Genomic DNA, 26,988 nt, shown 5'->3' with positions numbered 1-26,988 from the left:
CACGATGGATTCAGCCGCCGACCTGGACGAGCCTATTCCGTATCGGGCGCGCACGCGGGCCTATTACGGTGCTCTCGGCTACCCGCCCTATCGCTGGGCGCATGTCGGCGACGTGCCCTTCGCCCCACTCCGAAAACCCCTGGCGGAGGCCTGCCTCGCCCTCGTCACCACGGCCGCGCCCTACCAGCCGGACAAGGGCGACCAGGGCCCCGGCGCGCCCTATAACGGCGCGGCCAAGTTCTTCGCGGTCTATTCCGCCCCGACCGACACCGACCCGGACCTGCGCATCGCCCACATCGCCTACGACCGCGACCACACGCGGGCGGAGGATCCCGGCACCTGGCTGCCGCTTCCGGCCCTGCGCGCGGCGGCGGAGGTGGGGTGGATCGGGCGCCTCGCGCCCCGCCTCCACGGGTTGCCGACGAACCGCAGCCAGCGCGTCACGATCGAGACCGACGCCCCGGAGATCGTGCGGCGCGTGTGCGCCGATGGGGCGGATGCGGCGATCCTGGTGGCGAACTGCCCGGTCTGCCACCAGTCGCTGGCGCTCGCCGCCCGGGCGCTGGAGGAATCCGGCATCGCCACCGTGCTGATGGGCTGCGCCAAGGACGTGGTCGAGCATTGCGGGGTGCCGCGCTTCCTGTTCAGCGATTTCCCCCTCGGCAACGCCGCCGGCCGGCCGCACGACCGGGCCTCGCAAGCCGCGACGCTCGACCTCGCGCTCGCCCTCCTCGCATCAGCCGTGGCGCCGCGCACGACGGTGCAATCGCCGCAACGCTGGAGCGCCGATCCGGCCTGGAAGGCGGATTACGCGAGCCTCCACCGGCTCTCGGTCGAGGAGATCGCGCGCCGCCGGGCGGAGTTCGAGGCCGAGAAGCGCAAGGCCCGATCCTGACGGTACCGACCGGCGACGAGCCCAGGGCCGCGGTCACGCTCCCGCCAGGAACGCGTGGTAGTGGATCCGCTTCCCGTCCACAGCCAGCCGATCGTCGATGCTCGCCCGTACAGCCGCGCTCTTCCTCCTCCTCGCCGGTCCCGCCCTCGCGCAGGACTACAACCGCGCCGACCTAGTGCGCGGCCTCTGCCACAAGGACGGCTGCGACGAGTTCCAGGTCCTGCGGGTCGAGCCGATGCTGACCGGCACCACCGGCAGCCTCAAGCGCACGCAGGTGAAGACGTTTCACGCGAGCCATGCCGGCCGCAGCGAGCGCGAGGCGGAGGGCGGCTACGTCTATTGCTCGCCGACCAAGCCCGCCGTGATGGCGCAGGGCAAGACCCGCACGGCCGCCTTCATGCTGGCGCCCTTCGCCACCGAGGACAGCAGCGAGACGGTCCGCAAGAACGCCAACTTCGTCGCGATGTACTTCGCGATCTGCCACGGTCCGGAGGTCGCCCGGCAGGCGGTGCGCGACCTGCGCGGCACGGCCACCTCCCTCGGCTACCGCGTGCCCGCGACGGCCTCGCGGATGGTGGAGCTGGCGGCGCCGGAGGACATCGTCGACCGGGCGCCGGCACCGCCGGTGGCCCGGGCCCCGCATCCGGCGCCGGTCGCGCCGTCGCCTGCGCCGCGGCGGGAGGCGGCGCCGGGACCGGTCCTGCTGCCACCGGGGGAGATCCCGGAGGATTGAGGTGAGCCGCTGTCCCTGACGTAGGGTTGCCCGGGAAAATCCTTCTCTAAAAAAGGCGCGGGATCCCCTCTCCCGTTTGGGAGAGGGGTAGGGGTGAGGGTGACACGCTTCAGTGTGAAGCTGAGAGAGTTGAGCTGTGCAGCTCGACGCTCGGCGTCATACTCTGAACCCGAGCCACCCTCACGTGCGATCTTCGATCGCCACGGCCCCTCTCCCAATCGGGAGAGGGGAGACGTGCCATTTCTTCCCCCCGGACAGCTCTGCAGCCCGCAAGGAGAGAGGAGATCCCGCACCCTTCGTTCCGTCGAACAGCCATCCCCCCACGGCACCCACCCGCGTCGCAGCCAGCCAACGGAATGTCGCTCGGACGGCAGCACGCGCCCCACCCCGCGCGGATAGTCGGCCTCGCTCGATATGGCTTTGCGAGGCCCCATGCTCGACGTGACGCCGACCCCGCTGCAGCGCCTCCTGCGCGAGCGCCGCCCCGGCTACAGCCTGCCGGCGCCGTTCTATCTCAGCCCCGAAATCTTCGAGGCCGACATGGAGGTCATCTTCGGGCGGCACTGGATCCATGTCGGCGTCGAGCCCGACGTGCCGGAGGCCGGCGACGTGATGGTCGTCGAGATTGGTAAGACCTCCGTGGCGATCCTGCGCGACGACGACGACGAGATCCGCGCCTTCCACAACGTCTGCCGCCATCGCGGGGCGCGCCTCGTCCACGAGGAGAAGTCGACGGTCGGCAACCTGGTCTGCCGCTACCATTCCTGGACCTACGACCTCACGGGCCAGCTGATCCACGCCGAGCACATGGGCCCCGTTTTCAAGAAGAGCTGCCACGGCCTCAAGCCGGTGCACCTGCGCTCGCTCGCCGGCCTGCTCTTCATTTGCCTCGCCGACGAGCCGCCGGCCGATTTCGACGAGATGGCCGCCCGGCTCGGCCCGTACATCGCGCCGCACAACCTGCGCGACACGAAGGTCGCCTTCCAGAAGGACATCATCGAGCCCGGCAACTGGAAGCTCACGATGGAGAACAACCGCGAGTGCTACCATTGCGGCGCGAACCATCCCGAGCTGACCGTGCCGCTCTTCGCCTACGGCTTCGGCTTCGCGCCGGAGGAGATGGGCGAGCACGACCGTACGGAGGCCGAGCGCTACGCCTGCCTGCGCACAGCCCGGCACGCCGAATGGGAGGCCGAAGGGCTGCCCTCCGTGGAGATCGACGAGCTCGACACGATGGTGACGGGATTCCGCACCGAGCGCCTGCCGCTCGACGGCGAGGGCGAGTCGCACACCCTCGACACCAGGGCCGCCTGCACGAAGCTCCTGGGCGCCTTCACCAACGCGAAGCTCGGCGGGCTGTCGGTCTGGACGCAGCCGAATTCCTGGCACCACTTCCTCGGCGACCACATCGTCACCTTCTCCGTGCTGCCGCTCGAGGCCGGGCGCTCGCTCCTGCGCACCAAGTGGCTCGTGCACAAGGACGCGGTCGAGGGCGTCGATTACGACCTCGCCAACCTGATCGGCGTCTGGGAGGCGACCAACGACCAGGACAGCGAGCTCGTCGGCTTCTGTCAGCAGGGCGTGGCGAGCCCGGCCTACGAGCCCGGTCCATACTCGCCGCATACCGAGATGCTCGTGGAGAAATTCTGCAACTGGTATGTCGGCCGCATGGCCGCGCATCTGGGGCGCTAGGGCCATGAACCCCGCCCTGAAGCCCTCCGAACCGGCCGCCGCCCGCCTCGCCGCCGCCGCGCCCTGGGATGCGGAGGCGGACGATTCCCTGGTCTGCCTCGCCGTGCGCCAGGAGACGCACGACGTGAAGACCTTCGTGCTCGCCGCCCCCGAGCTGCGGCGTTTCGCCTACGCGCCGGGCCAGTTCCTGACCTTCGGGTTCGAGATCGGCGGCGAAACCGTCCATCGCTGCTACACCATCTCCTCGGCGCCGACGCGGCCGAACGCGCTCGCGATCACCGTGAAGCGGGTGCCGGGCGGTCCGGTCTCGAACTGGCTGCACGACACCCTGAAAGCCGGCGACACCGTGCGGGCGCTCGGGCCGATGGGCGAGTTCTCGTGCTTCGCCCATCCGGCGGAGAGGTACCTGTTCCTGTCGGGCGGCAGCGGCGTGACGCCGATGATGGCGATGGCGCGCACCTTCCACGATCTCGGCGTGTCGCGAGACATCGCCTTCGTCCATTCGGCCCGCAGCCCGGCCGACATCGTGTTCCGGGGCGAACTGGAGACGATGGCCCGGCTCGACCCGGCCTTCCGCGTCCACGCGATCTGCGAGGGGGACTCGCCGGACGAGATCTGGGCGGGGCCGAGGGGCCGGCTCTCCCTCGACATCCTGCGGGAGGCGGTGCCGGATTTCTCCGCGCGCGAGGTCTTCGTCTGCGGGCCGAAGGCCTACATGGCGGCGGTCCGGGCGATGCTGGCCGAATCCGGCTTCGACATGACCCGCCATCACGAGGAGAGCTTCGAGTTCGGCGCCCTGCCGGAGGCGGAGCAGCAGGCGGCGGCGCAGGCCGGCCGGGCGCTCGACGCGGAGCCCGCGCCGGCCGCGACGGTCCGGACCTTCCGGATCGAGTTCGCCAAGACCCGCCGGGTGCTCGACTGCCCGGAGGACGCGACGGTGCTCGACGCCGCCCGCCGGGCCGGCATCCGCCTGCCCTCGTCCTGCGCCAAGGGCCTGTGCGGCACCTGCAAGTCCAAGGTCGCCAAGGGCACCGTCGCGATGACCCACGCGGGCGGCATCCGCCAGCGCGAGATCGATGCGGGGATGGCGCTCCTGTGCTGCTCCAAGCCGACGAGCGACCTCGTCATCGAACGCTGAGACACCCTCCCGGCCGCCGACGGCCGGTGCCGCACGCTCTTGCCGGGAGTCGTCCCGTGATCGCCAATGCCGACGCGCTCTTGAAGCCGCTGACCATCAAGGGCCTCACCATCCGCAACCGGGTGATGTCGACGAGCCACGCGCCGGGCTACGGCCGCGACGGCAAGCCCCAGGAGCGCTACCAGCTCTACCACGCCGAGAAGGCGAAGGGCGGCATCGGGCTCACGATGTTCGGGGGCTCGTCCTCGGTCGCCCCCGACAGCCCGGCCGCACCCTGGAACCAGATCTCGGTCGCCGACGATTCGGTCATCCCGTTCTTCCGGCAATTCGCCGACCGGGTGCACGGGCACGGGGCGAAGCTGATGATCCAGCTCACCCATATGGGCCGGCGCACCAAATGGGACACCGAGCACTGGCTGCCCACGCTCTCGCCCTCGCCCCGGCGCGAACCCGCCTCCCGCACCATCCCAAAGGAGATGGAGGCGGAGGACATCGCCCGGGTGGTGAAGGGGTTCGCGCAGGCCGCGCGCCGCTGTCGCGAGGGCGGGCTCGACGGCTGCGAGGTCTCGGCCGCCCACGGCCACCTGATCGACCAGTTCTGGTCGCCGAGCGTCAACCGGCGCACCGACAAGTACGGCGGCAGCCTGGAGAACCGGATGCGCTTCGGGATCGAGGTGCTGGAGGCGATGCGGGCGGAGGCCGGCGACGACTACGTCATCGGAATCCGCATGTCCGGCGACGAGATGATCGCCGACGGCCTGTCCCAGGAGGATTGCCTGGCGATCGCCGTCGAGTACGCGCGCCGCGGCCTCGTCGATTTCCTCAACGTTCTCGGCGGCCAGGCCCGCGACCACATCGCCCACGCGATCTCGCTGCCGAACATGGCCTTCCCGGTGGCGCCGTTCCTGTTCCTGCCGAGCGCGATCAAGCGCGAGGTCGACGTGCCGGTCTTCCACGCCCAGCGCGTCACCGACCTGGCGACGGCAGCGCGGGCGGTCGCGGAAGGGCACGTCGACATGGTGGCGATGACCCGCGCCCACATCGCCGACCCGCATCTGGTCAGGAAGCTCTCGGAGGGGCGGGCCGACGACATCCGCCAATGCGTCGGCGCGGGCTACTGCATCGACCGGATCTATGTCGGCGGCGACGCGCTCTGCCTGCAGAACGCCGCCACCGGCCGCGAGGCGACGATGCCGCACGAGATCCGGCGTGCGGACGTCCGCCGCCGCGTCGTGGTGGTGGGCGCCGGCCCCGGCGGGCTCGAGGCGGCCCGGGTCTGCGCCGCCCGCGGCCACGCGGTGGTGCTGTTCGAGAAGAGCGGGCAGGCCGGCGGGCAGATCGGGCTCGCGGCACGGGCCGGCTGGCGCGAGGCCCTGTCGGGCATCCCGCGCTGGCTCGTCGGGCAGGTGACGAAGACCGGCGTCGACCTGCGGCTCAACACCGAGGCGACGGAGGAAAAAATCCTGGCGGAGGCGCCCGACATCGTCATCGTGGCGACGGGCGGCACGCCGTCGCGCGGCGATGCCAAGGGCGCCGCGCAGCACGCCGTCACCACCGCCGAGGTGCTGGCCGGCGCGGTCGAGCCGACCGGCTCGGTGCTGCTCTACGACGAGATGGGCCAGCACAACGCGGCCTCCGTCGCCGAGCAGCTGGCCAAGCGCGGCTGCCTCGTCGAGATCGCCACCCACGACCGCATGGTGGCGGAGGAGGTCGGCACCACCAACCAGCCGGTCCACCTGCGCGAGCTCTACAAGCTCGGCGTGGTGATGACGCCGAACATGGAGCTGATCGAGATCTTTCCCGAGGGCAACCGCTTCGTCGCGGCCCTGCGCAACACCATGACCGATGCCGAGGAGGAGCGGGTCGTCGACCGCATCGTGGTCGACCACGGCACCCTGCCGGTCGATGCGCTCTACCACGCGCTCAAGGCGGGATCGGTCAATCGCGGCCGGATCGACCAGGACGCGCTGCTCGCCGGCCAGCCGCAGCCCTACGACCTCTCCGAGGGCTATGCGCTGTACCGCATCGGCGATGCGGTGGCCGGACGGAACATCCATGCGGCGTTCTACGACGCGCTGCGGCTGTGCAAGGACATGTGAACTCCGTGCCCTGAGGGACGCGCCGCGTCCGGAACCCTCCCCCCTCTGCGGGGGAGGGTGGCGAACGGAGTGAGCAGGGAGAGGGGCAGCGCGACGCGGCTTCAGTTGGCGCCCGTCATGGAGCGCGCAACCTTACCGGAAGCGGCGTCCCCTCTCCCGCCCCACTTCGTGGGGCACCCTCCCCCGCAGAGGAGGGAGGGTTCGCTCGCGGCTCGCCAGACGACGTTTCGGAGTACCGCCCAGCCCTAGGCCCACCGTCATGACCACCCTCATGCCCCTGACCATGGTGTTCCCCGGCCTTGTCTGGACGATGGCGGCGCTCGCCCTCGTCCAGGTCGCGCGGCGCGCCGCCCTGTGGCGGGCAGGCTCCACGGCGCCGGTGGCGTGGCTCCAGGGCCTCGCCGCGTTGCCCCGCCGCTACCTCGTCGATGTCCACGCCGTCGTCGCACGGGATCCTTACGCCTCGCGCATGCATGCAGTGGTGGCCGGCGGGCTGCTCGCGGCCTCCCTCCTCACCGCGCTCGCGATCCTGCCGCCGCTCGCGGCCTCCCGCGCCTACTGGATCCTCGTGGCGCTGGCCTTCGCGGTGACCCTGGCGGGCTCGCTGCTCGTCGGGGCGCGGCGCTACCCGGCGAGGCAGACGCGCCTCTCCGCCGGGCGCTTCCAGGCCCTGCCGGTCCTGCTCCTCGCCTACGCCGGCGGGGGCATGCTGACCGCCCTGCTGCTCGCGCTCGGCGGCGGGCTCGCCACCCCCTTCGCCCTGGCGCTCGCGGCGGCCGGGGGATTGGGCCTCGCCTCCGAGGTGCGGCACGGGCCGATGCGCCACGCGGCGGCCGGGGCGCTCCACCTCGTCGCGCATCCCCGGCCCGGTCGGTTCGAGGGCCGGCCCGACACCGCGCTCCAGCCCCTCGACCTCGACGCGCCGCGCCTCGGCGCCGCGATGCCGGCGGACTTCACCTGGAACCGGCTCCTCTCCTACGATGCCTGCGTCTCCTGCGGGCGCTGCGAAACCGCCTGCCCGGCCTTCGCCGCCGGCCAGCCGCTCAACCCGAAGCGGCTGATCCACGACCTCGTCGCGACCTTGAGCCCCGCCGAGCCCGCCTATGCCGGCACCCCGTATCCGGGCGGCCGGGCGGCGCAAGGACCGCGCGGGCCCCTGGCGGGGCTGATCGGGCCGGAGGCGCGCATCCATCCTGACACCTTGTGGTCCTGCACCACCTGCCGCGCCTGCGTCGAGGAATGCCCGATGATGATCGAGCACGTCGACGCGGTGGTTGCCTTGCGCCGCTACGAGGTGCTGGAACGCGGGGCGCTACCCGAGAAGGCGGTCGGCCCGGTGACGGAGACGCGCCAGGCCGGCGAACCCGGCGGCCGCCCGCTCGGCGCCCGCACCGACTTCGCCGCCGGGCTCGACCTGCCGGTGATCGCCGAGCGGGGCGAAGCGGAGATCCTGCTCTGGCTCGGCGAGGGCGCCTACGACCTGCGCTACGGCCGGACGCTGCGCGCCCTGGTCAAGCTGCTGCGCGAGGCGGGGATCGCGTTCGCAGTGCTGGGGGCGGAGGAGCGCGACACCGGCGACCTCGCCCGCCGGCTCGGCGACGAGGCGACCTTCCAGATGCTGGCGCGGGCCAACATCGCGACGCTGTCACGCTACCGCTTCGGGCGGATCCTCACCGCCGACCCGCACGCCCTGCACGCCCTGCGCAACGAGTACCCGGCCTTCGGGGGACATTACACGGTGGTGCACCACACCGCGTTCCTGCTCGAACTGATCCGGGCGGGCCGGCTCAGCCCGGCGAAGCTCCCCGGCCTCGCGGTCACCTACCACGACCCCTGCTACCTCGCCCGCTACAACGGCGAGACCGATTCCCCCCGCGCGATGCTCGACGCGATCGGCGTCAGCCGCGTCGAGATGGCCCGGTCGGGGAGGCGGGCGATGTGCTGCGGTGGTGGTGGCGGCGCGCCGGTGAGCGACGTGCCGGGCGAGCGCCGCATCCCCGACCTGCGCATGGCCCAGGCGGCGGAGACCGGCGCCGGCATCGTGGCGGTGGCCTGCCCGTCCTGCACGGCGATGCTGGAGGGCGTGACCGACCGCGGGCCTGAGATCCGCGATGTCGCCGAATTGCTGCTCCAGGCGGTGGAGACCGGCCGGTGACCCGGCTCCGCCGCGACCCGCGCGCCGAGCGGGCGGCGATCCGGGTCGACGGCCCCGTCCGCCCCCGCTACGACCGGACCGCGCCGGCCTCAAGGGGCCGCCCGCGGCGCGATCCCCGCGCCGAGCGCGCCGGCCAGCGCGTGCCCGCGGGCGACCGCCCGCGCTACGATCTCGGTCCGGGCGTCCCGGGCCCGGCCGCTCGCGACGAGGCGACGATAGGGCACTCGCCCGTTCCGATGGCGGCGCAAGCGATCGTCGTCGTCGAGGCGCCCGCCTTCCTGGTCGCGGTCGTGCCCGACGCCGCCGGCGGGCGGCTCTCGGCCCATGACCGGCAGGTGCTGGGCGCCGCCCGGGTACTCGCCGGGCGCGAGGGCGGGGTGGTGCTCGTCTCGCTCGGTCCCTGCGCGGGCAGCGGGCCGGCCGGCGCCGACCGGCACGTCACCCTCGACGGACGCCCTGACGACGACCCGGCCGTGCGCGCCGCCGGGATCGCGGCGGCGCTCCGAGCCATCGGTCCGCGCCACATCCTGTTTCCCGAATCGCTCGCTGGCGGCGACCTCGCCCGCCGGGTCGCCCTGCTCCTGGATGCGCCGCTGTTCGACAATGCCGAGGTGGTGGCGGAGAGCGGCCTGGTCCGCCCGGCGCGCGGGCGCCGCGTCGAGCAGCGGGCGGCCCCCGGCCTCCTCGCGACCGTGGCGCCGGACGCCATCGCCGAGCATGCCGGGCCGAGGCGGGAGGCGCGGCCGCTGGCGATCGACGCCGTCGCCCTCGACCGGCCCGCCTCGCCGATCCTCTCGGCCGAATTCATCCCGGCCGACCCGGCGACGGTTCCGCTGCTACTTGCCGGGTTCGTCACCGCCGCCGGCAACGGCGTCCACGACCTCGACCTGTTCCGGCAGCTCGTCGCGGCGCTCGGCGCCACCCCGGGCGCCAGCCGCGTCCTGTGCGATGCCGGGCTGATGCCGCGGCCCACCCAGGTCGGCGCCTCCGGCACGGTGCTGACCGCCACCTGCTACTTTGCGCTCGGCATTTCCGGCGCGCCGCAGCACCTCCAGGGCGTCGCCGGCTGCGAGCACGTGGTCGCGGTCAACATCGACCTGCACGCCGCGATGATCGAGCGGGCGGGCCTCGCCATCGTGCAGGACGCGCAGGCCGTCATGCCGGCGCTGCTGTGCCTGCTCGCCCGGGATGGACAGGGTGACGAAGGAGAGGCCGGGTGAGGATCGCGGTGCTGCTCTCGGCCGGTCGCCATCCCGTCTCCGGCGCGGCCGTGCTGCCGCGGCTGGAGGCGCAGGCCGTCCGGATCGCAGCCGATCTCGGAGAGGTTTACGGGCTGCATACTGGTGGGTCTGCGCAGGCCTTCGGCCTGCATGCCGGCCCCGACGCCGCCGCGGTCGCCGAGGCCCTGGGCCAGGGGCTCGCGCGCATCGAGCACGTGGCCCTCGCGGCCGGGGCCGATCCGGTGCCGGCGCTCGCCGCGCGGCTGAAGGAGACGGCGCCCGACCTCGTCCTCGCCGGGCGGCGCGGCCAGGGCGGGGAGGAGACCGGGATGGTGCCCTACGCCCTTGCGGCGGCGTTGGATCGACCTCTGATCCCCGACGTGGTGGCGGTCGGCGCCGATGCCGGGCTCTGGTGCCTCGACCGCAGCCTCGGCCGCGGCGCCCGTCTCAGGGTGAGGCTGCGCGGCCCGGTCGTGGCGACGGTTCACCCGGAAGCGCCTGCTCCCCTCGCCTACGCCTTCGGGCGGGCCCGACGCGGCACGGTCGACCGGTTCGAGACCGTGTTCGATGCGGGATCAGCCCCGGCCGCGGTCGAGGAGCGTCCCTATCGCCGCCGTCCCAAGCTCGTGAGGGGCGCGCCCGCCGGCGGCTCGCCGGCGGAGCGCCTGAAAGCCGCGACGGGCGAATCCGGCGCGGCCGCGGGCGGACGCCTCCTGGTGCATCCGGACCCCGAGGAGGCAGCGCGGGAGATCCTGACCTATCTGCGCCGGATCGGCGTCGTCGCGCCGCCCGTCCGCACCCGCGAGTAGTCCGTTCTCCCCGAGGAACCCATGCCCCTGACCTCCGACGACCGCTCCGACGAACTGCTGGCCCGCCTGCGCGAGCGCGGCATTCCTTACGCGCTGCACGAGCATCCGCCGGTCCTGACGGTCGAGGCGATGATGGCCGCGTGCGGCGACATCGCCGGCGCCCACACCAAGAACCTGTTCCTGCGCGACGGCAAGAAGACCTACTTCCTCGTCACGCTCCGGCACGATGCCGACGTCGACCTCAAGGCGTTCCGGTCGGTGCTCGGCGCGCGAGGCGGGCTGTCCTTCGCCAGCGCCGAGGCGTTGCGCGAGCAACTCGGGGTCGAGAGCGGCGCCGTCTCGGCCCTGGCCGCCCTCAACGCCGCGCCGGGGAGCGTGAAGGTCTTCCTTCAAAACGGCCTGCTCGACGAGGCGCGGATCAACGTCCATCCGCTGGTCAACACGCGGACCCTCACCCTGGCCCCGGGCGACCTCGTCGCGGCCCTGCGGGACGACGGCCACGAGGTCACGCCGTTCGCCCTGCCGGAGGCGTGACGGACCAACCCGTCAACGAGAGGAGCCCCGCCGTGGCGGGGGCCGGGCGGGGCTGAAGTCGAGGTCCAGAGATCGGAAGGTTAGCGCCGGTCCCGGGGCCGGCGCATCCTTCATTTGCGGGACGGATCAGGCGTGCGGACGCGCCCGGCGCCGCGGCATCGCCCGCGCCGTCGCGGCCGGGGCGCAACGCTGCCAGCCCCAATGGTCGTAGGCGGTGGTGGCGCGCGCCTCGCACCAGCCCTGGCGGCGCAACACTGCGGCGTAGCGGTCGCGGTCCTCGCAGGCCTGGTTGGCCAGCGGCGAGGCCGGGAGAGCACAGGCCGCATCCGCCCGCTGCCAGCGCGCGACCGCGTCGTCCGCGGCGAGGGCGGGGGCGGCGCCGACGGTCATCAGAGTGAGGACGAGAAGCGAACGCAGGGACGACATCACGCGGGCCTTCGGTGGAGTGCAGGACGATCGATGCAGGGTGACAGATAAGGATCGATCGTGGCGGCGATCGGACGGATTCATACAGTCCCGTCAAGCAGAAACCACTTCCTGCCATCAGGCTTAATCCTTTCGGTCGAGTCATTGCTCGTCGATCCGGACTGCACGTCCACCGCAAGCGGACGGAGCGGCGGCGTCCCCGGATGTCCCATCGGATGACTGCGGAACCCGCCGGGGCCTGTGCCGCGGACGCCCTCGCCAGCGCCGCAATCCTGTGCTCAAAGGGCGCGGAACTCATCCACGGACCGCTTGCCGGACCTCCTGCCAGACGGGCTCTCCCAGACCAATGCTGCGCCGCCTCTACGAGTGGATCCTCGCGCTCGCCGCGCGCCCGTCGGCTCCCTACGCGCTCGGCGCGGTGTCCTTCGCCGAGAGTTCGTTCTTCCCGATCCCGCCGGACGTGATGCTGGTGCCAATGGCGGTGACCCGGCCGGAGAAGGCCTGGACCTACGCGCTGATCGCGACCCTGACCTCGGTCGTCGGCGGGGTCGCCGGCTACGCCATCGGGGCGTTGCTCTACGATTCGCTCGGCGCCTGGCTCTTCCACCTCTACGGGCTCGACAAGGGCGCCGACGCCTTCCGGGAGGCCTACGCCCATTACGGCCACTGGGTGATCCTGCTGAAGGGGCTCACCCCGATCCCCTACAAGCTCGTCACCATCACGTCGGGCTTCGCCGGCTACGACCTGTTCTGGTTCATCGTGCTGTCGCTGATCACCCGCGGCGCGCGGTTCTTCATCCTGGCGGGCCTCGTCGGCCGCTACGGGGTCGGCATCCGCACCGTCCTCGACCGTCACTTGAACGCGGTGGCGGCAGTGTTCGCGGCGGTCTGCGTGCTCGGCTTCGTCGGCTTCCGGTACCTGTTCTGAGGGTATTTCCATGGCTCACGCCCTCGCCGCCCAGCTCACCGCTCCCCGGCCGGCGGCCCTGCTGGTGCTCGTCGGCGCCGCCGCGACGGTCGGCGGCGCGCTGATCTTCCAGCACGTCCTCGGCTACGTGCCGTGCAAGCTGTGCCTGACCGAGCGCCAGCCCTACTATCTCGCCCTGCCCCTGCTGGCGGCCGCGCTGCTGCTGCCGCGCCGCCTCGCGGCCTGGCTGCTGGCCCTGGTGGCGCTGATCTTCCTGGTCGGGGCCGGGCTCGGCGCCTACCATGCCGGGGCCGAGTGGGGCTTCTGGCCCGGGCCGAGCGATTGCGGCGGCGGCGCCGGCCCCGCGCCGGCCGGCGTCGGCGACTTCCTCAAGACCCTCGAGACCACCCGCCCGGTGGATTGCACCGCGGCGGCCTGGCGCTTCCTCGGGATCTCGCTCGCCGGCTACAACGCCCTGATCGCCCTCGGGCTGGCGGCGTTCGCCGGCATTGCCGCGGCGCGGACCCTGCGCCGGGGCTGAACCGTCAGCGCTTCGGCTTCATCACCGTCGGCTCGGCCAGCAGCGCGGCGAGGCGCTCGGAATCGAGGGCCGGGTCGGCCTTCGGCTTGGCCTCTTTCTTAAGCTCCGGCTTCGGGTCGGGCCTCGCCAGCCGGGCCACCTTGGCGGCGGGCGGGGTCGGCACGATCGAGCCGGTGGTGACCGGCTCGTCCAGCGGCAGGGCCTTGACGGCGGCGACGAGCTGGGGCGGGCGCGGCGGCTCGCGATCGAGCTGCGCCGAGCAGACGGCGCAGACCATGGCGAAGCCGAGGCCCGCGATCGTCGCGAGGGTGAGGTTGGTACGCAGGGACACGGTCGGATACTCGGAAACGGTTGACCATCCGCGAGCCTAGGCGCCGACCCTTAACGATCCCCTCGGATTCCCGGGGGCGCCGTTCGCGATCGGCTCACCATGCCGGACGGGCGCGACGGTCCGCGCGACCATGCGGTAGGCGAGATAGCAAAGCTCGGCCATTCTCAGGCGCGGACGAAGAACCGCCCCGCTCACCCGTCGTTGATCTTGCGGTTCCTTGTTCGGCGGTCTTTCTCTGTTCAATGGTCTTGGCGGCGTGGTCGCATCGGCCTATGCATCCGCCCCATGGAACTCCAAGCTCCCGCCCACCCCTCCCCGGCCCTCGCGCGATCCGTGGCCCCGTTGTCCTGCCCCTCAGCCTCCGCCGGCAAGGCGGCGCCGTTCCTCCCCATGAGCCGCGCCGAGATGGCCGCGCTCGGGTGGGACGCCTGCGACATCGTGCTGGTGACGGGCGACGCCTACGTCGATCATCCGAGCTTCGGCATGGCGATCATCGGCCGGCTGCTCGAGGCGCAGGGCTTCCGGGTCGGCATCATCGCGCAGCCCGACTGGCAATCGGCCGAGCCGTTCCGGGCGCTGGGCAAGCCGCGGCTGTTCTTCGGCGTCACCGGCGGCAACCTCGATTCGATGGTGAACCGCTACACCGCGGATCGGCGGCTACGCCACGACGACGCCTACACGGCCGGCGGCGAGGGCGGAAAGCGCCCGGACCGCTGCACCATCGTCTACACGCAGCGCTGCCGCGAGGCCTACAAGGACGTGCCGATCATCCTCGGCGGCATCGAGGCTTCGCTGCGCCGCATCGCGCATTACGATTACTGGTCCGACAAGGTGCGCCGCTCGATCCTGGCCGACGCCAAGGCCGACCTTCTCATCTACGGCAATGCCGAGCGCGCCGTGGTCGAGGTGGCGAACCGTCTCGCCGACGGCGAGGCGCCGCACGAGATCGATTCGGTCCGGGGCGTCGCCCTGTTCCGCCGCGTGCCTGAGCACTACACCGAGCTGCCGGCCGACGACCTCGACTCGGCCGACGAGGCCGCGACCCGCAAAGCCGGCGACACCGTGATCCGGCTCCCGGCCTACGACGACGTCAAGGACGACAAGGAGGCCTATGCCCGCGCCTCGCGCGTGCTGCACCGGGAGGCCAATCCCGGCAATGCACGTCCGCTCGTGCAGCGCCACGGCGACCGCGACCTGTGGCTGAACCCGCCGCCGATCCCGCTCTCCAGCGAGGAGATGGATTCGGTCTACGACCTGCCCTACGCCCGCGCTCCGCACCCGTCCTACGGCGACGCCAAGATTCCCGCCTGGGACATGATCAAGTTCTCGGTGACGATCATGCGCGGCTGCTTCGGCGGCTGCACCTTCTGCTCGATCACCGAGCACGAGGGCCGCGTCATCCAGAACCGCTCGGAGGGCTCGATCCTGCGCGAGATCGAGCGAATCCGCGACAAGACCCCGGGCTTCACCGGCGTGATCTCGGATGTCGGCGGGCCGACCGCCAACATGTACCGGATGGCCTGCAAGGACCCGAAGATCGAGGCGGCGTGCCGGCTGCCCTCCTGCGTCTTCCCGGACATCTGCCCGAACCTGAACACCTCGCACGACGACCTGATCCGGCTCTACCGCAAGGTGCGCGAGGTCAAGGGCGTCAAGAAGGTGATGGTCGCGTCGGGCGTGCGCTACGACCTCGCGGTCCGCAGCCCCGAATACGTCAAGGAGCTCGTCACCCACCATGTCGGCGGCCGCCTGAAGATCGCGCCCGAACATACCGAGCGCGGCCCCCTCGACAAGATGATGAAGCCGGGCATCGGCACCTACGACCGCTTCAAGGAGATGTTCGAGGCGGCGGCCAAGGAGGCCGGCAAGAAGTACTACCTGATCCCGTACTTCATCGCGGCGCATCCGGGCACGACCGACGAGGACATGATGCACCTCGCGCTCTGGCTCAAGAAGAACAACTATCGCGCCGACCAGGTGCAGACCTTCCTGCCCTCGCCGATGGCGACCGCCACGGCGATGTACCACACCGAGATCAACCCCCTGCGGGGCGTGCGGCGCGGCGGCAGCGAGCCGGTCGAGGCGATCAAGGGCCTGCGGCAGCGCCGCCTGCACAAGGCGTTCCTGCGCTACCACGACCCCGAGAACTGGCCGCTCCTGCGCGAGGCTTTGCGGGAGATGGGCCGCGCCGACCTCATCGGCCCGCGGCCGGACCAGCTCGTGCCGTTCTCGCAACCGCCGGGCACCGGCCTGGGCGCGGGGGCCGGCAAGGGGCGGGGCCCGCAGCGGCCGGTGCGCCCCCCGGGCGGCGGGCAGCGTTTCACCACGAAGGGCGTGCCGATCAGGAAGTGATGGTGTCGCGCGTTCGAGCGGTCGTCTGATTGGCCCCGACGGACCTGTCATCCTTCCTGTCATTCCGGGGCCGCGCAGCGGAACCCGGAATCCAGAACCGCGGATGGTTCAGGATCAAGCGGAGGATGGTCCGCTTCGGTTTGCAGCACCTGAGTCTCTGGATTCCGGGCTCCGCTTCGCGGCCCCGGAATGACACTGCGGGGATGAATTCCGTCGCGACAGCCGACGACGATCGATGACAAAGGCGTCGTACGGGCACCATCCGAAAGACAGCGCGCCGCCCGGAACCGGCTAAGCGTCCCTCGGTTGACGCTCGCTCGAAGCGAGAGGACACGAGAGACCCGCGTGCGAGAGACCTACGCTCCTCCGCCCTCACCTCCTACCCCGTCCGGCGGACCCGCCGCGTGAGGCCGGCGTTCCCGGTCTTGATCCCGGCCCTTCCGGTCTTGATTCCAGTTTTTGCGCTCCTCGCAGCCGGCGCCGCGCAGGCCGCCGGGATCGGCTCGGGCGGCGGCCCGTCCGAGGTCGTGCTGGTCGTCCAGATCGTGCTGCTCCTCACCGTCGGGCGCCTGCTCGGCGAGACGATGCTGCGCGTCGGGCAGCCGGCGGTGATGGGCCAGCTGCTCGCCGGCATCCTGCTCGGGCCGTCCTTCCTCGGGGCGGTCTGGCCGGAGGCGCAAGCCTGGCTGTTTCCTCCGGGCCGCGACCAGAAGGCGCTCCTCGATGGCATCGCCCAGCTCGGCATCCTGCTCCTCCTGCTGATGACCGGCATGGAGACCGACCTCGCCCTGGTGCGCAAGGTCCGGCGCGCGGCGCTCAGCGTCTCGGTCACCGGCGTCGCGGTGCCGTTCGGCTGCGGCTTCCTCCTCGGGTGGTTCCTGCCCGAGGCGATGCTGCCGCACCCGGAACTGCGCCTCGTCACCGCGCTCTTCCTCGGCACGGCGCTGGCGATCTCGTCGGTCAAGATCGTCGCGATGGTGGTGAGGGAGATGGATTTTCTGCGCCGCAACGTCGGCCAGGTCATCGTCGCCTCGGCGATCATCGACGACACGATCGGCTGGGTGATCATCGCGGTGATCTTCAGCCTGGCGCAAGCCGGCACCATCGATCCGTGGGAGGTCGGTCGCAGCCTCGCCGGCACCCTGGTGTTCCTCGGCCTCAGCCTGACGGTCGGGCGCCGCCTCGTCTTCCTGCTGATCCGCTGGGCGAACGACTCGCTGCAGAGCGAGGCCGCGGTGATCACCGCGATCCTGGTGCTGATGGGCGTGCTGGCGCTGATCACGCAAGCCATCGGCGTGCACACCGTGCTCGGCGCCTTCGTGGCCGGCCTCCTCGTCGGCCAGTCGCCGATCCTGACGAAGCGCATCGACGAGCAGCTGCGCGGCGTCGTCACCGCGCTCTTCGCGCCGATCTTCTTCGGGCTCGCAGGGCTCAGCGCCGACCTCACCATCCTGCGCGACCCGCGCCTCCTGCTCCTCACCCTCGGGCTCATCGCCATTGCGAGCCTCGGCAAGTTCGCCGGCGCCTTCGCGGGCGGGCTGCTCGGGGGCCTGCGGCGGTCGGAATCCCTGGCGCTCGCCTGCGGCATGAACGCCCGCGGCTCGACCGAGGTGATTGTCGCCTCGATCGGGCTCGGCATGGGGGCGCTGAGCCAGGACCTGTTCACCATAATCGTCGCGATGGCGCTGATCACCACCCTGGCGATGCCGCCGACCTTGCGCTGGGCGCTCCACCGCCTGCCGCTGAAGGGCGAGGAGAAGGAGCGGCTGGAGCGCGAAGCGGCGGAGGAGCGCGGCTTCGTCGCCAACCTCGAACGCCTGCTCGTCGCCGCCGATGACGGCGCGAAGGGACGCTTCGCCGCCCGGATCGCCGGCCTCGTCGCCGGCTCGCGCGGCATGCCGGTGACGGTGGTGCGGCTCGGGCCCGACAAGGACGGCGCCGTCCTGTCCGGTACCGTAAAGGAGGCCGCAGAGGGCGTGCGCCAAGGCGCGCCCGACGCGGAGGCCGGGACGGTCGAGGTGACCGAGCTCGCCCGCGACGCGCCGGCGGCGGAGGTTGTGGCCGAGGAGGCCGCCAAGGGCTACGACCTCCTGATCGTCGGCATCGACCCCACCGTGGCGCCCGAGGGCGGCCTCGCCGACGCGGTGGCCGGTGCGGCCGAGCGGTTTGACGGGCCGCTCGCCATCGCGGCGGCGCGAGGGGCGCATCGCGAGGACCCCGAGCGCGCCGCCCTCTCGATCCTGGCGGTGATCGACGGCACCCGGGCCGCGAGACGCGGCGCCGAGATCGCCGTGACGCTCGCCCGCGGCGCGGGCGCGCCGCTCACGGTGCTGTTCCTGTCGCAGGCCGCCGGCCCGCGCCGACGCCTCACGGGCTTGGGCCAGGGCGATTCGGCTGCCTTGCGCGACGTGCTCGACCTCGCCGAGCAGGCGGGCCTGCGCGTGCGGACGGAGGTGCGCGCCACCCGTGCACCCGAGCGGGAGATCCTGAGACAGGCCCGGGCGGGGAATCACGACCTGATCGTGATGGGCGTCACGCGCCGCGCCGGTGACGGCGCCGCCTTCGGGCCACTCGCTGAGACGGTACTGGAGGCCTCGGACCGTTCGGTGCTGTTTCTGGAGAGCTAATCCGCGATAGGATAGTGAAGAATCTACTCTTTCCAGTCTCCTTCCCTTTCCCGGACGACTGGAGCGTCAGTGGAAGGAGATCCGGGAAAGGGGTCGGATACTGAGATCGAGGCGAGACGCGAGCGCCCTCAGTTCCGATCGTCCGGCAGCGACGGCAGTGGCTGCACCGCTATCCCGTCCTCCAGGAGTGAGCGCGCCTCGGTGAGACTCGCCTCGCCGTAGATCGCCCGCTGCTCGGTCTCGCCGTAATGCATCCGGCGGGCTTCGCTGGCGAAGTTCTCGCCGACATGGTCGGCAGTGCGGGCGACGTGCTCGTGCAGGGCGCGGATCATCGCGCGCAACTGCCGCTCGGGCTCGGAGACCAGGCTGACCGGCGCCTCGGCGGGAGAAGGAACGGGGGCCGCGGGCGCGCTCGGCGCCTCGACGGGAGCCGGCAGGTTCGCGGCGCGGCCGAGGGAGGGCGCCATGATCTGCTTGGCCACCTTCGGGCTGTTGCAGAACGGGCAGGTCACGAAGCCGGCCCGCGCCTGCTCGTCATAGGACTCGCTCGACGGGAACCAGCTCTCGAAGCTGTGGCCGGAATCGCAGGACAGGGCGTAGCGGATCATGATTGGGATATCGGGGGGCGGGCGCGCGGTTGCGAGGGGCTGCGACGCGCGAGGCATCCCTTGTGGCGGAAATCCGACACCAAGGGAATGCCGCGCGGCCTTGGCCCATCGTCAGGCCCGGGCGCCCTCGACGACGACGGGCTTCGCGTGGCGCAGGGCCGGGATGCGGGCGCGGGCATCGGCGACGAGGGCCATGTCGATCTCGGCCAGGATCACCCCCGGCTCGCTGCCGTCGGCCTCGGTGAGGACCCGGCCCCAGGGATCGACGATGAGCGAATGGCCGTAGGTCTCGCGCCCGTCCTCGTGCCGGCCACCCTGCGCGGCCGAGATCATGAACGAGCCGGTCTCGATCGCGCGGGCGCGCTGGAGCACGTGCCAATGCGCCTCGCCGGTCTGGCGGGTGAAGGCGGCGGGCGCCGACAGGATCTCGGCCCCGGCCTCGGCCAGGGCCCGGTAGAGGGCGGGGAAGCGCACGTCGTAGCAGATCGCGACGCCGAGCCGGCCCCAGGGCAGGTCGGCGACGACGGCCCGGGCGCCGCCGGTATAGGTCGCGGATTCGCGGTAGCTCTCGCCGTTCGGCAGGTCGACGTCGTAGAGGTGGACCTTGTCGTAGGCGGCCATGATCGCGCCCTCGCGGTCGATCACGAAGGCGCGGTTAGCGACCTTGTCGCCGTTCTTGACGGCGAGCGAGCCGACATGGACCACGATTCCCCGCTCGCGGGCGACGTCGCGCAACGCGCCGAGGGTCGAATCGTCCTCCGGCGTGCGGATCTTCTGAAACAGGCTCGGCCGGTCACGCTCGAGGAGCGAGGTCATCTCGGGCGTCTGGACGTAGTGCGCCCCGCGTTCCGCCGCTTCGCGGATCCCCGCCACCGCGGCGTCGCGGTTCTGCGCGGGGTCGCGGCCGGAGCGCATCTGCACGCAGGCGGCGACGAAGCGGGGAGCGGTCATGGGGCGACTCCGGAAGACTCCGAGAAGCTTACGCCGGAACGGCGCCGTCCCGGAAGGGGCGTCCCGTCAGCCGGCGAGGAGCGGGTCGAGCTTGCCGGAGCGGTCGAGGGCGTAAAGGTCGTCGCAGCCGCCGACATGGGTCGTGCCGACGAAGATCTGCGGCACGCTGGTACGGCCGCCGGCCTTGTCGATCATCTCGCGCCGGGCGCCCGCCTTGGCCTCGACGTCGATCTCGGTGAAGGCGGCGCCCTTCTCCTGCAGCAGCGACTTCGCCGCCGCGCAATAGGGGCACCAGCTGGTGGTGTAGATCGTGACCGGCTGCATCCGTCCGCTCGCGCGTTGCTGGGGAGGACCCCGATATAGGGGCCCGCGGACAGCCGCGCCAGCGGCGGCCTCAGGCCGCCATCAGCTTCTCGACCCGGGGCGGCCTCAGGCCGCCATCAGCTTCTCGACCTCTGTGACGAGCTCGCGCAGGTGGAAGGGCTTCGACAGGACCTTGGCGTCCTTCGGGGCCTTCGAATCCGGGTTGAGCGCCACCGCGGCGAAGCCGGTGATGAACATCACCTTGATGTCGGGGTCGAGCTCGGTGGCGCGGCGCGCCAGCTCGATGCCGTCCATCTCGGGCATCACGATGTCGGTGAGCAGGAGCTCGAACGGCTCCTCGCGCAAGCGGTTGTAGGCCGAGAGCCCGTTGTCGAACGAGGCCACGTCGTAGCCCGCGTTCTGGAGCGCCTTGGCGAGGAAGCGACGCATGTCGTTGTCGTCTTCCGCGAGGAGGATCTTCATGAACGAAAGTCCCGGATACCGATTCGGTGCGTTCATTCCATAAAGCGGCCGCGTGGTAAACAGAGTGTTGACGCCGGGCCCGCCGGACCGGTTTCCCCCGGCGGAATTCTGACGCTACGTCTCCCTCTCGCCGCAGTGGACAGGCCGGGGAAGGGGCGCCAGATTAGCCGGATGAAGGTGCGATCGCGTCCCGTCCCCACCCTGCTCCTCCGGACGGCCGGATGAGCCGGGTCTCTCCCGCCAGCCTGTTCACGCCGCCCTTCCGGGTGGACGAGCCGGAGCGGCAGACCCTGCCGTTCGTCTACAACACCGGCCATTCGGGAGCGGTCTATCCCGCCTCCTTCGTGGCGGCCTCGCGGCTCGACGCGGTGGCCCTGCGCCGCTCGGAGGACGCCTTCGTCGACCGGCTCTACGCGCCCGTCGTGGCCTTGGGCGCGCCGCTGATGCAGGCCGCCTTCCCGCGGGCCTATCTCGACGTGAACCGCGAGCCCTACGAGCTCGACCCGCGGATGTTCGACGGGCGGCTGCCGTCCTTCGTCAACGTGCGCTCGATGCGGGTGGCCGGCGGCCTCGGCACGGTGCCGCGGGTGGTGGCGGACGGCCAGGAGATCTACCGCGCCCGGCTTCCGGTCGAGGAGGCGCTGGCGCGGATCGAGGATCTGTACAAGCCCTATCACCGTACCCTGAAGGAGCTTGTGGCACGCACTGCCCGGGCTTTCGGCCACGCCGTCCTGATCGACTGCCACTCGATGCCCTCGACCAGCCTCGCCCGCGACGAGGGGCCCGCGGTCGACGTGGTGCTCGGCGACCGCTTCGGCACGTCCTGCGCGCCGGACCTCGTCGACTGCGCCGAAGCCGCCTTCCGCGGCCACGGCCTGCGGGTGGTGCGCAACAAGCCCTATGCGGGCGCCTTCATCACCGAGCATTACGGCGAGCCGGCCCTCGGCCGCCATGCCCTGCAGATCGAGGTCAACCGCGCCCTCTACATGGACGAGCGCAAGCTCGTGCCGCGCCCCGGCTTCGAGGCCCTGTCGCGGACCCTGACGGCGGTGGCGGAGACGCTCGGCCACGCCTCCCTCGATCTCCGGCCCCGGCGCATCGCCGCCGAGTAGGCTGCGAGGGGCGCCCTCCGCATTCGGCTTGTTGCATCGCAATAGCGCGCTGCCGTAAGCAGGAGCGACCGCTAGGGCAGCGCCCGATCGCGTCGTCGGACGCTGCCCTGGGCCCTTCGACTTGGCCGCATCGTCTCCGACGGATCAGGGTCCACGCCGTCGGACGATGCTCTCGGGGAACGCCTTCGATGATCGACCTCCGCCTCCGCCGCAGCGTGCTCTACATGCCGGGCTCCAACCCGCGCGCGCTGGAGAAAGCCCGCACCCTGGCGGCCGACGCCCTGATCCTCGACCTTGAGGACGCGGTGGCGCCCGACGCCAAGGAGATGGCGCGCGAGCAGGTCTGCGCCGCGGTGCGCCAGGGCGGCTACGGCGAGCGCGAGCTGATCATCCGGGTCAACGCCCCCCAGACCCCCTGGGGCGAGGCCGACCTGCGCGCCGCGATCGAGGCCAAGCCCGACGCAATCCTGATGCCGAAGGTCTCCTCCCCGGCGGTGCTCGAGAACATCGCCGACCGGCTGGAGGCCCTCGATGCGCCGCCGGAGATCAAGATCTGGGCGATGATCGAGACCCCGGCCTCGATCCTCAACATCCAGGCGATCGCCGCGGCCCGGCGCAACCCCGGCACCCGGCTGACCTGCTTCGTGCTCGGCACCAACGACCTCGCCAAGGACACCTGGACCCAGATCGTGCCCGGCCGCGCGCCGATGATGCCCTGGCTGATGACGGCGCTCGCCGGCGCCCGCGCCGAGGGCCTGACCATTCTGGACGGCGTCTACAATAACTTCTCCGATACGGACGGCTGCCGCCAGGAATGCGAGCAGGCCCGCATCCTCGGCTTCGACGGCAAGACCCTGATCCATCCGAACCAGGTCCCGCTCGCCAACGCCGCCTTCGCGCCGACCGAGGAGGAGGTCGCGGTCGCCCGCACGGTGATCGAGGTCTACGAGCGCCCCGAGAACGCCAAGCGCGGCGCGATCCAGATCAACGGTCGTATGTTCGAGCGCCAGCACATCCCGATGGCCCGCCGCTCGGTGGCCTGGGCCGAGGCGATCGCCGCGAAAGGTCAGTAATTCGCACAGCCGCGAGTCGAACCATCCGGGCTTGACGCCCGGATGGTTGCAGCGCACAAATTGCGTAGGGATAATTAACGCGCGATCTCCGGGAATCCCCGGAGCCGCGCCGGCCCGCCGGGCTCGACTTTGCAAGACCGTTTCGGCGCCCCGTCCGTGCCGGCGCCGCTCCCTCGACAGATCAGCGACGGAGATGCCCATGCGCTGCGCGCCTCCCGCCTTCGAGACCATCTTCCGCATTCCGGGCGAGCACCGGCTCGAGAGCGCCGGCATACTCGGCCGCGGCGGCCGGGTGTTCGGGATGTGCTGGTTCCACCAGGAATACGACCGCGACGACCGGCTGGTCGCGCGCTACGAGACCTACGACGAGGTCGGGGCGGACGGCGCGCCGCGCTGCGGCTGGCGCCGCTACGACGAGGCCGGCCGGCTCACCCTCGGCCACGAGGTCGGCATGCGCTGGGCCGCCCTGGTCGAGAGCCTGTCGCGCCGCGAGGCCGAGACGGTGCTGCAATCCCCGCGGCGGGCCACGGAGCTTGCCCCGGCTTGATTGCAACGCGGGCGTAGGCCGCCCCACTCACACCGCCCCGAACACCCGCGCCACGTCCCTCTCCCCCATCACCCGGTACTGCCCGGGCTCCAGGTCCGCCGGCAGGTCCAGCGCGCCGATCCGGTCCCGGTGCAACGCCGTGACGTGGTTGCCGACCGCCGCGAACATCCGCCGGACCTGATGGTAGCGCCCCTCCGTCAGGGTCACGGCGGCGCGCGTCGGGCCGTGCACCTCCAGGGTCACCGGCAGCAGCGGCTTCTCCTCGCCCTCCAGCATCAAGGTGCCGGAGGAAAAGATCGCGCCCTCGTCGCCGCGCAAGGGGCGGTCCAGGGTCACCTGGTAACGCTTCGAGACGCTGGCCTTCGGCGAGATGATCCGGTGCAGCAGCGCCCCGTCGTCGGTGAGGAGCAGGAGGCCGGAGGTCTCCTTGTCGAGGCGGCCGATCGTGGAAAGGGCCGGCTCGCGCTGACGCCAGCGCGGCGGCAGCAACCCGTAGACTAGCGGGCCGGCCTCCTTGTGCGAGCAGGTCACGCCGAGCGGCTTGTGCAGCATCAGCGCCACCCCGGGCAGCGGGTCGAGGGGCTTGGCCTGGACCGTGAGGCGGGCCGGCAGATCCGGGTCGAGGGCGATGCGCCGGTCGGCGTCGTACAAGGGAGCGCCGTCGAGAACCACCTTGCCGGCGCGGGCGAGCATCTGGATCTCGCGCCGCGAGCCGTAGCCGAGATTGGCGAGCAACCGGTCGAGCCGGACCGACGCCACTTTCGCCTTGCTGCTCATCGGTGAGCGCTCATGTGCGCGCCACTCATTTGCGCGCCTCGTGGATCTTGTAGCCCTGCGCGGCCGCCCGCTGCGTCACCTCGCGAAACACTTCTCCGAGCGTCGCCTCGTAGGGCAGATGGGTGTTGGCGGTGAGCCACAGCGTCCCGCCCGGCCGCAACGCCGCCGCGGCCCGGCGGATGAAGGCCTGGCCGAGCGCCCGGTCCTCGGCGCCGCCGTCGTGGAAGGGCGGGTTCATCACCACGAAGTCGAGGCGCTCCGGCACGGCGTCGGCCGTGCGGGCGTCGGTCCATGTCACCGTCACGCGCGGATCGTCGACGTTGCGCCGCGACGCCTCGACGGCCCGGCGATCGTTGTCGACCAGGGCGAGGGCGGTCACCTTGGGCGAGGCCAGCACGGCGTGGGCGAGGATGCCGAGGCCGCAGCCGAGATCGGCACCGCGTCCGGACAGGGCGGGCAGGGTCTCGATCAGCAGGGCGGTGCCGGGATCGATCCGGTTCCACGAGAAGATGCCCGGCTGCGTCCACAGGCCGATCTCGTCGAGGCGCCGCGGGGCGCCCTCACGGATCGCCTCGTCGAGCCCGGTCGGTGCGTCGGGCCGCAAGGTGCGGACGATGCGGTGGTGGCTCTTGGCGCTCTCGTCGAGACGGCAGCCGAAGCCCGAGAGTTCGCGGGCGAGCCGTGAGCCACCCCGGTCCTTCGGGGCGAGCACGGTCAGCGGTGCCCCGGGCGCCAGCGCCCGGAGCCCCAGGGCCAGCACGTGGCGGCGCTCCACGGTGCCGGGCGGCGCCAGCATGGTTAGGCCGGGGAGCGAGCCTGGCGCCAGCTCTTCGAGCGCCGTGCCGCCAGGCACGAGCGGCGAGAGTTGCAGGGCGTCGCCCGGCACCTCGGCGAGGTCGGCGGGCGGGTGTCCGTAGACGCCTGGACGGGGGGAGATCGGATCGGTCACGAGGGTCAGCCGCGCGGGAATTCCAGGCCCATCTCGCGGTAGCGCTCCGGATCGTCGGCCCAGTTCTCCCGCACCTTCACAAACAGGAACAGGTGGACCTTCGCCTCCGCCGCTTCGGCGATATCGATCCGCGCGGCCTGGCCGATGGCCTTGATGGTCTGGCCGCCCTTGCCGAGCACGATCTTCCGCTGGCTCTCGCGCTCAACGAAGATGGTCTGCTCGATCCGCACCGAGCCGTCGGGCCGGACCTGCCACTGGTCGGTCTCGACGGTCGAGGAATAGGGCAGCTCCTCGTGCAGCCGGTCGTAGATCTTCTCCCGCGTGATCTCGGCGGCGAGCATCCGCAGCGGCGCGTCGGAGACCTGATCCTCGGGATAAAGCCAGGGGCTCGGGGGCATCCGGGTCGCGAGCTCGCGGCGCAGGTCGTCGACCCCGTCGCCGGTGAGCGCCGAGATCATGAAGATGCGCTCGAACTTCACCCGCTCGTTGAGCGAGGCGGCGAGCGCCAGCAGCTTCTCGCGGGCGATCAGGTCGATCTTGTTGAGCACCAGGTACTTTGGGCGCTTCAGCTCCGGCATCCGATTCAGGATCGCGCCGACCTCCTCGTCCACGCCCTTGCGCGCGTCGATCAGGAGGCAGACCGCGTCGGCATCCGCCGCGCCGCTCCAGGCCGAGGTCACCATCGCCCGGTCGAGGCGGCGCTTGGGCGCGAAGATGCCGGGCGTATCGACGAGCACGATCTGCGCCGCGCCCTCCACGGCGATGCCGCGGATCAGCGCCCGGGTGGTCTGCACCTTGCGCGAAACGATCGACACCTTGGTGCCGACGAGGCTGTTGAGCAGGGTCGACTTGCCGGCATTCGGCACGCCGATCAGGGCGACGAAGCCGGCCCTGGTGTCCTCGCGGGCCTCCTGCGGGCCGGCTTCCTCGGGGCCTTCGGTCTCGGGGTTCGTGTCGTCCGTCATTCTGCCTGCTCCCCGGGTTCGTCCCCGGTCCACAGCCCCTCGCGCTCCAGCAGCGCGCGCGCGGCGGTCTGTTCGGCCAGGCGCTTCGAGCCGCCGATGCCGATGCCGGGCGCGACGCCGGAGACCCGGGCCTCGATACGAAATTGCGGCGCGTGGTCGGGCCCGGCCCGCTCCACCACCACGTAGACCGGCGTCGGCCACCCTTGTGCCTGCGCCCATTCCTGCAACGCGGATTTCGGGTCGCGGCTGCGCGTCCCCTCGGTCTGGCGGTCGGCCTCGAAGGCGCGGTCGATCACCGCCTTGGCGGCGCCGTAGCCGGCATCGAGGAAGACCGCCCCGAGGATCGCCTCGCAGACATCGGCGAGGATCGCCGAGTTGCGGCGCCCGCCGCCATGGACCTCGCCGCCGCCGAGGTTGAGATGGGGGCCGACCTCCCAGGCATTGGCCACCATGGCGCAGCTCTCGCGCCGCACCAGGCTCGACAGGCGCCGCGACAGGTCGCCCTCGTCGGCGCCGGGCAGCGCGTTGTAGAGCCCGTCGGCGACCGCCAGGCCGAGCACTCGGTCCCCCAAGAATTCCAGGCGCTGGTAGCTGCCGCGGCCGTTGGTGGCGCTGACATGGGTGAGCGCCCGCACCAGGAGGTCGCGGTCGGCGAAGCGGTGGCCGATGCGCTCCTCCAGCACCGACAGGTCGGGCCGGCGCCGCATCCCGCGCTTGCGCCGCGGGGGGGCCTCGCCCGGGGCGCAAGCGCGGGATGCGGC

At 71.7% G+C, this 26,988-nt stretch carries 26 protein-coding genes; 16 read left to right on the top strand and 10 right to left on the bottom strand.

Features of this window, described 5'->3' with window-relative positions; all coding sequences use genetic code 11:
• Positions 1 to 4: 4 nt before the first annotated feature.
• The 9 genes from ABZT49_RS16430 to ABZT49_RS16390 all read left to right on the top strand — a co-directional run bounded on the left by ABZT49_RS16430 (position 5) and on the right by ABZT49_RS16390 (position 11,275).
• On the top strand, positions 5 to 895 hold the full coding sequence (locus ABZT49_RS16430) for a glycine reductase (RefSeq protein WP_355287154.1): 891 nt from the start codon (positions 5 to 7) through the stop codon (positions 893 to 895).
• A gap of 97 nt (positions 896 to 992) precedes the next feature.
• Positions 993 to 1,628 (top strand): hypothetical protein, encoded by a 636-nt coding sequence (locus ABZT49_RS16425; protein ID WP_355287152.1) that lies wholly within the window; start codon positions 993 to 995, stop codon positions 1,626 to 1,628.
• A gap of 432 nt (positions 1,629 to 2,060) precedes the next feature.
• Positions 2,061 to 3,320: an aromatic ring-hydroxylating dioxygenase subunit alpha gene (locus ABZT49_RS16420; protein WP_355287150.1), complete on the top strand. Its 1,260-nt coding sequence runs from the start codon at positions 2,061 to 2,063 to the stop codon at positions 3,318 to 3,320.
• Positions 3,321 to 3,324: 4 nt separating this feature from the next.
• Positions 3,325 to 4,458 carry a hybrid-cluster NAD(P)-dependent oxidoreductase gene (locus tag ABZT49_RS16415; RefSeq protein ID WP_355287148.1) on the top strand — a complete coding sequence of 378 codons (1,134 nt, stop codon included), beginning with the start codon at positions 3,325 to 3,327 and terminating at the stop codon, positions 4,456 to 4,458.
• 56 nt (positions 4,459 to 4,514) lie between these two features.
• Positions 4,515 to 6,557, top strand: coding sequence for an NADH:flavin oxidoreductase (locus ABZT49_RS16410; RefSeq protein ID WP_355287146.1), 2,043 nt, complete (start codon positions 4,515 to 4,517; stop codon positions 6,555 to 6,557).
• Between the two features lie 259 nt (positions 6,558 to 6,816).
• On the top strand, positions 6,817 to 8,712 hold the full coding sequence (locus ABZT49_RS16405) for a DUF3483 domain-containing protein (protein WP_355287144.1): 1,896 nt from the start codon (positions 6,817 to 6,819) through the stop codon (positions 8,710 to 8,712).
• Entirely contained in the window at positions 8,709 to 9,932 is a 1,224-nt protein-coding gene (locus tag ABZT49_RS16400; RefSeq protein WP_355287142.1) for an electron transfer flavoprotein subunit alpha/FixB family protein, read from the top strand. Before ABZT49_RS16405 ends, ABZT49_RS16400 begins: the two co-directional genes overlap by 4 nt.
• Positions 9,929 to 10,741: an electron transfer flavoprotein subunit beta gene (locus tag ABZT49_RS16395; RefSeq protein ID WP_355287140.1), complete on the top strand. Its 813-nt coding sequence runs from the start codon at positions 9,929 to 9,931 to the stop codon at positions 10,739 to 10,741. The genes ABZT49_RS16400 and ABZT49_RS16395 overlap by 4 nt, the downstream gene beginning before the upstream one ends.
• 21 nt (positions 10,742 to 10,762) lie before the next feature.
• Complete coding sequence (locus ABZT49_RS16390) at positions 10,763 to 11,275, top strand: prolyl-tRNA synthetase associated domain-containing protein (protein WP_355287138.1); 513 nt, start codon at positions 10,763 to 10,765, stop codon at positions 11,273 to 11,275.
• A gap of 126 nt (positions 11,276 to 11,401) precedes the next feature.
• Here the strand turns inward: ABZT49_RS16390 and ABZT49_RS16385 are convergent, their stop codons facing one another.
• Positions 11,402 to 11,701, bottom strand: a complete 300-nt coding sequence (locus ABZT49_RS16385) for a hypothetical protein (protein WP_355287136.1) — start codon at positions 11,699 to 11,701, stop codon at positions 11,402 to 11,404.
• A 346-nt stretch (positions 11,702 to 12,047) separates the two neighbouring features.
• Here ABZT49_RS16385 and ABZT49_RS16380 point away from each other — a divergent pair, with 346 nt between their 5' ends.
• Together ABZT49_RS16380 and ABZT49_RS16375 are read left to right on the top strand one after the other, a co-directional pair.
• Entirely contained in the window at positions 12,048 to 12,629 is a 582-nt protein-coding gene (locus ABZT49_RS16380) for a YqaA family protein (protein ID WP_355287134.1), read from the top strand.
• A 10-nt stretch (positions 12,630 to 12,639) separates the two neighbouring features.
• A complete protein-coding gene (locus ABZT49_RS16375) occupies positions 12,640 to 13,149 on the top strand; it encodes a disulfide bond formation protein B (protein ID WP_355287132.1) in 510 nt (169 codons plus the stop codon).
• 4 nt (positions 13,150 to 13,153) lie between these two features.
• Here the strand turns inward: ABZT49_RS16375 and ABZT49_RS16370 are convergent, their stop codons facing one another.
• Positions 13,154 to 13,480 (bottom strand): hypothetical protein, encoded by a 327-nt coding sequence (locus ABZT49_RS16370; protein ID WP_355287130.1) that lies wholly within the window; start codon positions 13,478 to 13,480, stop codon positions 13,154 to 13,156.
• A gap of 285 nt (positions 13,481 to 13,765) precedes the next feature.
• Here ABZT49_RS16370 and ABZT49_RS16365 point away from each other — a divergent pair, with 285 nt between their 5' ends.
• Entirely contained in the window at positions 13,766 to 15,832 is a 2,067-nt protein-coding gene (locus ABZT49_RS16365) for a YgiQ family radical SAM protein (RefSeq protein WP_407943517.1), read from the top strand.
• 404 nt (positions 15,833 to 16,236) lie between these two features.
• Positions 16,237 to 18,459: a cation:proton antiporter gene (locus ABZT49_RS16360; RefSeq protein WP_355287126.1), complete on the top strand. Its 2,223-nt coding sequence runs from the start codon at positions 16,237 to 16,239 to the stop codon at positions 18,457 to 18,459.
• Between the two features lie 128 nt (positions 18,460 to 18,587).
• On the opposite strand, the gene ABZT49_RS16355 is transcribed toward ABZT49_RS16360, so the two are convergent.
• The 4 genes from ABZT49_RS16355 to cpdR form a co-directional block, all read right to left on the bottom strand.
• Positions 18,588 to 19,067: a DUF1178 family protein gene (locus ABZT49_RS16355; protein WP_355287124.1), complete on the bottom strand. Its 480-nt coding sequence runs from the start codon at positions 19,065 to 19,067 to the stop codon at positions 18,588 to 18,590.
• 111 nt (positions 19,068 to 19,178) lie between these two features.
• On the bottom strand, positions 19,179 to 20,018 hold the full coding sequence (locus ABZT49_RS16350) for a carbon-nitrogen hydrolase family protein (RefSeq protein ID WP_355287122.1): 840 nt from the start codon (positions 20,016 to 20,018) through the stop codon (positions 19,179 to 19,181).
• A gap of 66 nt (positions 20,019 to 20,084) precedes the next feature.
• A complete protein-coding gene (gene grxC, locus ABZT49_RS16345; RefSeq protein ID WP_355287120.1) occupies positions 20,085 to 20,342 on the bottom strand; it encodes a glutaredoxin 3 in 258 nt (85 codons plus the stop codon).
• A 105-nt stretch (positions 20,343 to 20,447) separates the two neighbouring features.
• The gene (cpdR, locus tag ABZT49_RS16340; RefSeq protein ID WP_048427828.1) at positions 20,448 to 20,804 is read right to left on the bottom strand and encodes a cell cycle two-component system response regulator CpdR; all 357 of its coding nucleotides are present in this window, start codon (positions 20,802 to 20,804) and stop codon (positions 20,448 to 20,450) included.
• Between the two features lie 221 nt (positions 20,805 to 21,025).
• On the opposite strand from cpdR, the gene ABZT49_RS16335 reads away from it, so the two are divergent.
• From ABZT49_RS16335 to ABZT49_RS16325, 3 genes are all read left to right on the top strand, one after another.
• On the top strand, positions 21,026 to 21,916 hold the full coding sequence (locus tag ABZT49_RS16335) for an N-formylglutamate amidohydrolase (protein WP_355287118.1): 891 nt from the start codon (positions 21,026 to 21,028) through the stop codon (positions 21,914 to 21,916).
• A gap of 188 nt (positions 21,917 to 22,104) precedes the next feature.
• Positions 22,105 to 22,989 (top strand): CoA ester lyase, encoded by an 885-nt coding sequence (locus tag ABZT49_RS16330; RefSeq protein ID WP_355287116.1) that lies wholly within the window; start codon positions 22,105 to 22,107, stop codon positions 22,987 to 22,989.
• A gap of 199 nt (positions 22,990 to 23,188) precedes the next feature.
• Entirely contained in the window at positions 23,189 to 23,536 is a 348-nt protein-coding gene (locus tag ABZT49_RS16325) for a hypothetical protein (RefSeq protein ID WP_355287114.1), read from the top strand.
• Between the two features lie 27 nt (positions 23,537 to 23,563).
• Here ABZT49_RS16325 and ABZT49_RS16320 read toward each other — a convergent pair whose 3' ends face one another.
• Genes ABZT49_RS16320 through rnc form a run of 4 tightly spaced genes read right to left on the bottom strand, consistent with a single transcriptional unit; the run spans position 23,564 to position 26,934 of the window.
• Positions 23,564 to 24,313 (bottom strand): pseudouridine synthase, encoded by a 750-nt coding sequence (locus ABZT49_RS16320; RefSeq protein ID WP_355287112.1) that lies wholly within the window; start codon positions 24,311 to 24,313, stop codon positions 23,564 to 23,566.
• 25 nt (positions 24,314 to 24,338) lie between these two features.
• The gene (locus ABZT49_RS16315; protein ID WP_355287110.1) at positions 24,339 to 25,262 is read right to left on the bottom strand and encodes a class I SAM-dependent methyltransferase; all 924 of its coding nucleotides are present in this window, start codon (positions 25,260 to 25,262) and stop codon (positions 24,339 to 24,341) included.
• A 5-nt stretch (positions 25,263 to 25,267) separates the two neighbouring features.
• Positions 25,268 to 26,227, bottom strand: a complete 960-nt coding sequence (gene era, locus ABZT49_RS16310; RefSeq protein WP_355287108.1) for a GTPase Era — start codon at positions 26,225 to 26,227, stop codon at positions 25,268 to 25,270.
• Complete coding sequence (gene rnc, locus ABZT49_RS16305) at positions 26,224 to 26,934, bottom strand: ribonuclease III (protein WP_093570509.1); 711 nt, start codon at positions 26,932 to 26,934, stop codon at positions 26,224 to 26,226. The genes era and rnc overlap by 4 nt, the downstream gene beginning before the upstream one ends.
• Between the last annotated feature and the right edge of the window lie 54 nt (positions 26,935 to 26,988).

Origin of the sequence: Methylobacterium sp. EM32 (assembly GCF_040593685.1) — a bacterium.
Lineage (GTDB): Bacteria > Pseudomonadota > Alphaproteobacteria > Rhizobiales > Beijerinckiaceae > Methylobacterium.
The sequence above is the reverse complement of the archived record's forward strand: the minus strand, read 5'-3'. Positions and strand labels throughout refer to the sequence as shown.

What these genes read in the sequence shown, in the direction of transcription:
- ABZT49_RS16385 (WP_355287136.1), bottom strand. Translation starts at nt 11,701, where the DNA reads ATGTCGTCCCTGCGTTCGCTTCTCGTCCTCACTCTGATGACCGTCGGC.
- ABZT49_RS16425 (WP_355287152.1), top strand. Translation starts at nt 993, where the DNA reads ATGCTCGCCCGTACAGCCGCGCTCTTCCTCCTCCTCGCCGGTCCCGCC.
- ABZT49_RS16430 (WP_355287154.1), top strand. Translation starts at nt 5, where the DNA reads ATGGATTCAGCCGCCGACCTGGACGAGCCTATTCCGTATCGGGCGCGC.
- ABZT49_RS16405 (WP_355287144.1), top strand. Translation starts at nt 6,817, where the DNA reads ATGACCACCCTCATGCCCCTGACCATGGTGTTCCCCGGCCTTGTCTGG.
- rnc (WP_093570509.1), bottom strand. Translation starts at nt 26,934, where the DNA reads ATGCGGCGCCGGCCCGACCTGTCGGTGCTGGAGGAGCGCATCGGCCAC.
- ABZT49_RS16320 (WP_355287112.1), bottom strand. Translation starts at nt 24,313, where the DNA reads ATGAGCAGCAAGGCGAAAGTGGCGTCGGTCCGGCTCGACCGGTTGCTC.
- ABZT49_RS16390 (WP_355287138.1), top strand. Translation starts at nt 10,763, where the DNA reads ATGCCCCTGACCTCCGACGACCGCTCCGACGAACTGCTGGCCCGCCTG.
- ABZT49_RS16350 (WP_355287122.1), bottom strand. Translation starts at nt 20,018, where the DNA reads ATGACCGCTCCCCGCTTCGTCGCCGCCTGCGTGCAGATGCGCTCCGGC.
- ABZT49_RS16380 (WP_355287134.1), top strand. Translation starts at nt 12,048, where the DNA reads ATGCTGCGCCGCCTCTACGAGTGGATCCTCGCGCTCGCCGCGCGCCCG.
- ABZT49_RS16335 (WP_355287118.1), top strand. Translation starts at nt 21,026, where the DNA reads ATGAGCCGGGTCTCTCCCGCCAGCCTGTTCACGCCGCCCTTCCGGGTG.
- ABZT49_RS16375 (WP_355287132.1), top strand. Translation starts at nt 12,640, where the DNA reads ATGGCTCACGCCCTCGCCGCCCAGCTCACCGCTCCCCGGCCGGCGGCC.
- ABZT49_RS16325 (WP_355287114.1), top strand. Translation starts at nt 23,189, where the DNA reads ATGCGCTGCGCGCCTCCCGCCTTCGAGACCATCTTCCGCATTCCGGGC.
- ABZT49_RS16420 (WP_355287150.1), top strand. Translation starts at nt 2,061, where the DNA reads ATGCTCGACGTGACGCCGACCCCGCTGCAGCGCCTCCTGCGCGAGCGC.
- ABZT49_RS16355 (WP_355287124.1), bottom strand. Translation starts at nt 19,067, where the DNA reads ATGATCCGCTACGCCCTGTCCTGCGATTCCGGCCACAGCTTCGAGAGC.
- ABZT49_RS16415 (WP_355287148.1), top strand. Translation starts at nt 3,325, where the DNA reads ATGAACCCCGCCCTGAAGCCCTCCGAACCGGCCGCCGCCCGCCTCGCC.
- ABZT49_RS16330 (WP_355287116.1), top strand. Translation starts at nt 22,105, where the DNA reads ATGATCGACCTCCGCCTCCGCCGCAGCGTGCTCTACATGCCGGGCTCC.
- grxC (WP_355287120.1), bottom strand. Translation starts at nt 20,342, where the DNA reads ATGCAGCCGGTCACGATCTACACCACCAGCTGGTGCCCCTATTGCGCG.
- ABZT49_RS16365 (WP_407943517.1), top strand. Translation starts at nt 13,766, where the DNA reads ATGGAACTCCAAGCTCCCGCCCACCCCTCCCCGGCCCTCGCGCGATCC.
- era (WP_355287108.1), bottom strand. Translation starts at nt 26,227, where the DNA reads ATGACGGACGACACGAACCCCGAGACCGAAGGCCCCGAGGAAGCCGGC.
- cpdR (WP_048427828.1), bottom strand. Translation starts at nt 20,804, where the DNA reads ATGAAGATCCTCCTCGCGGAAGACGACAACGACATGCGTCGCTTCCTC.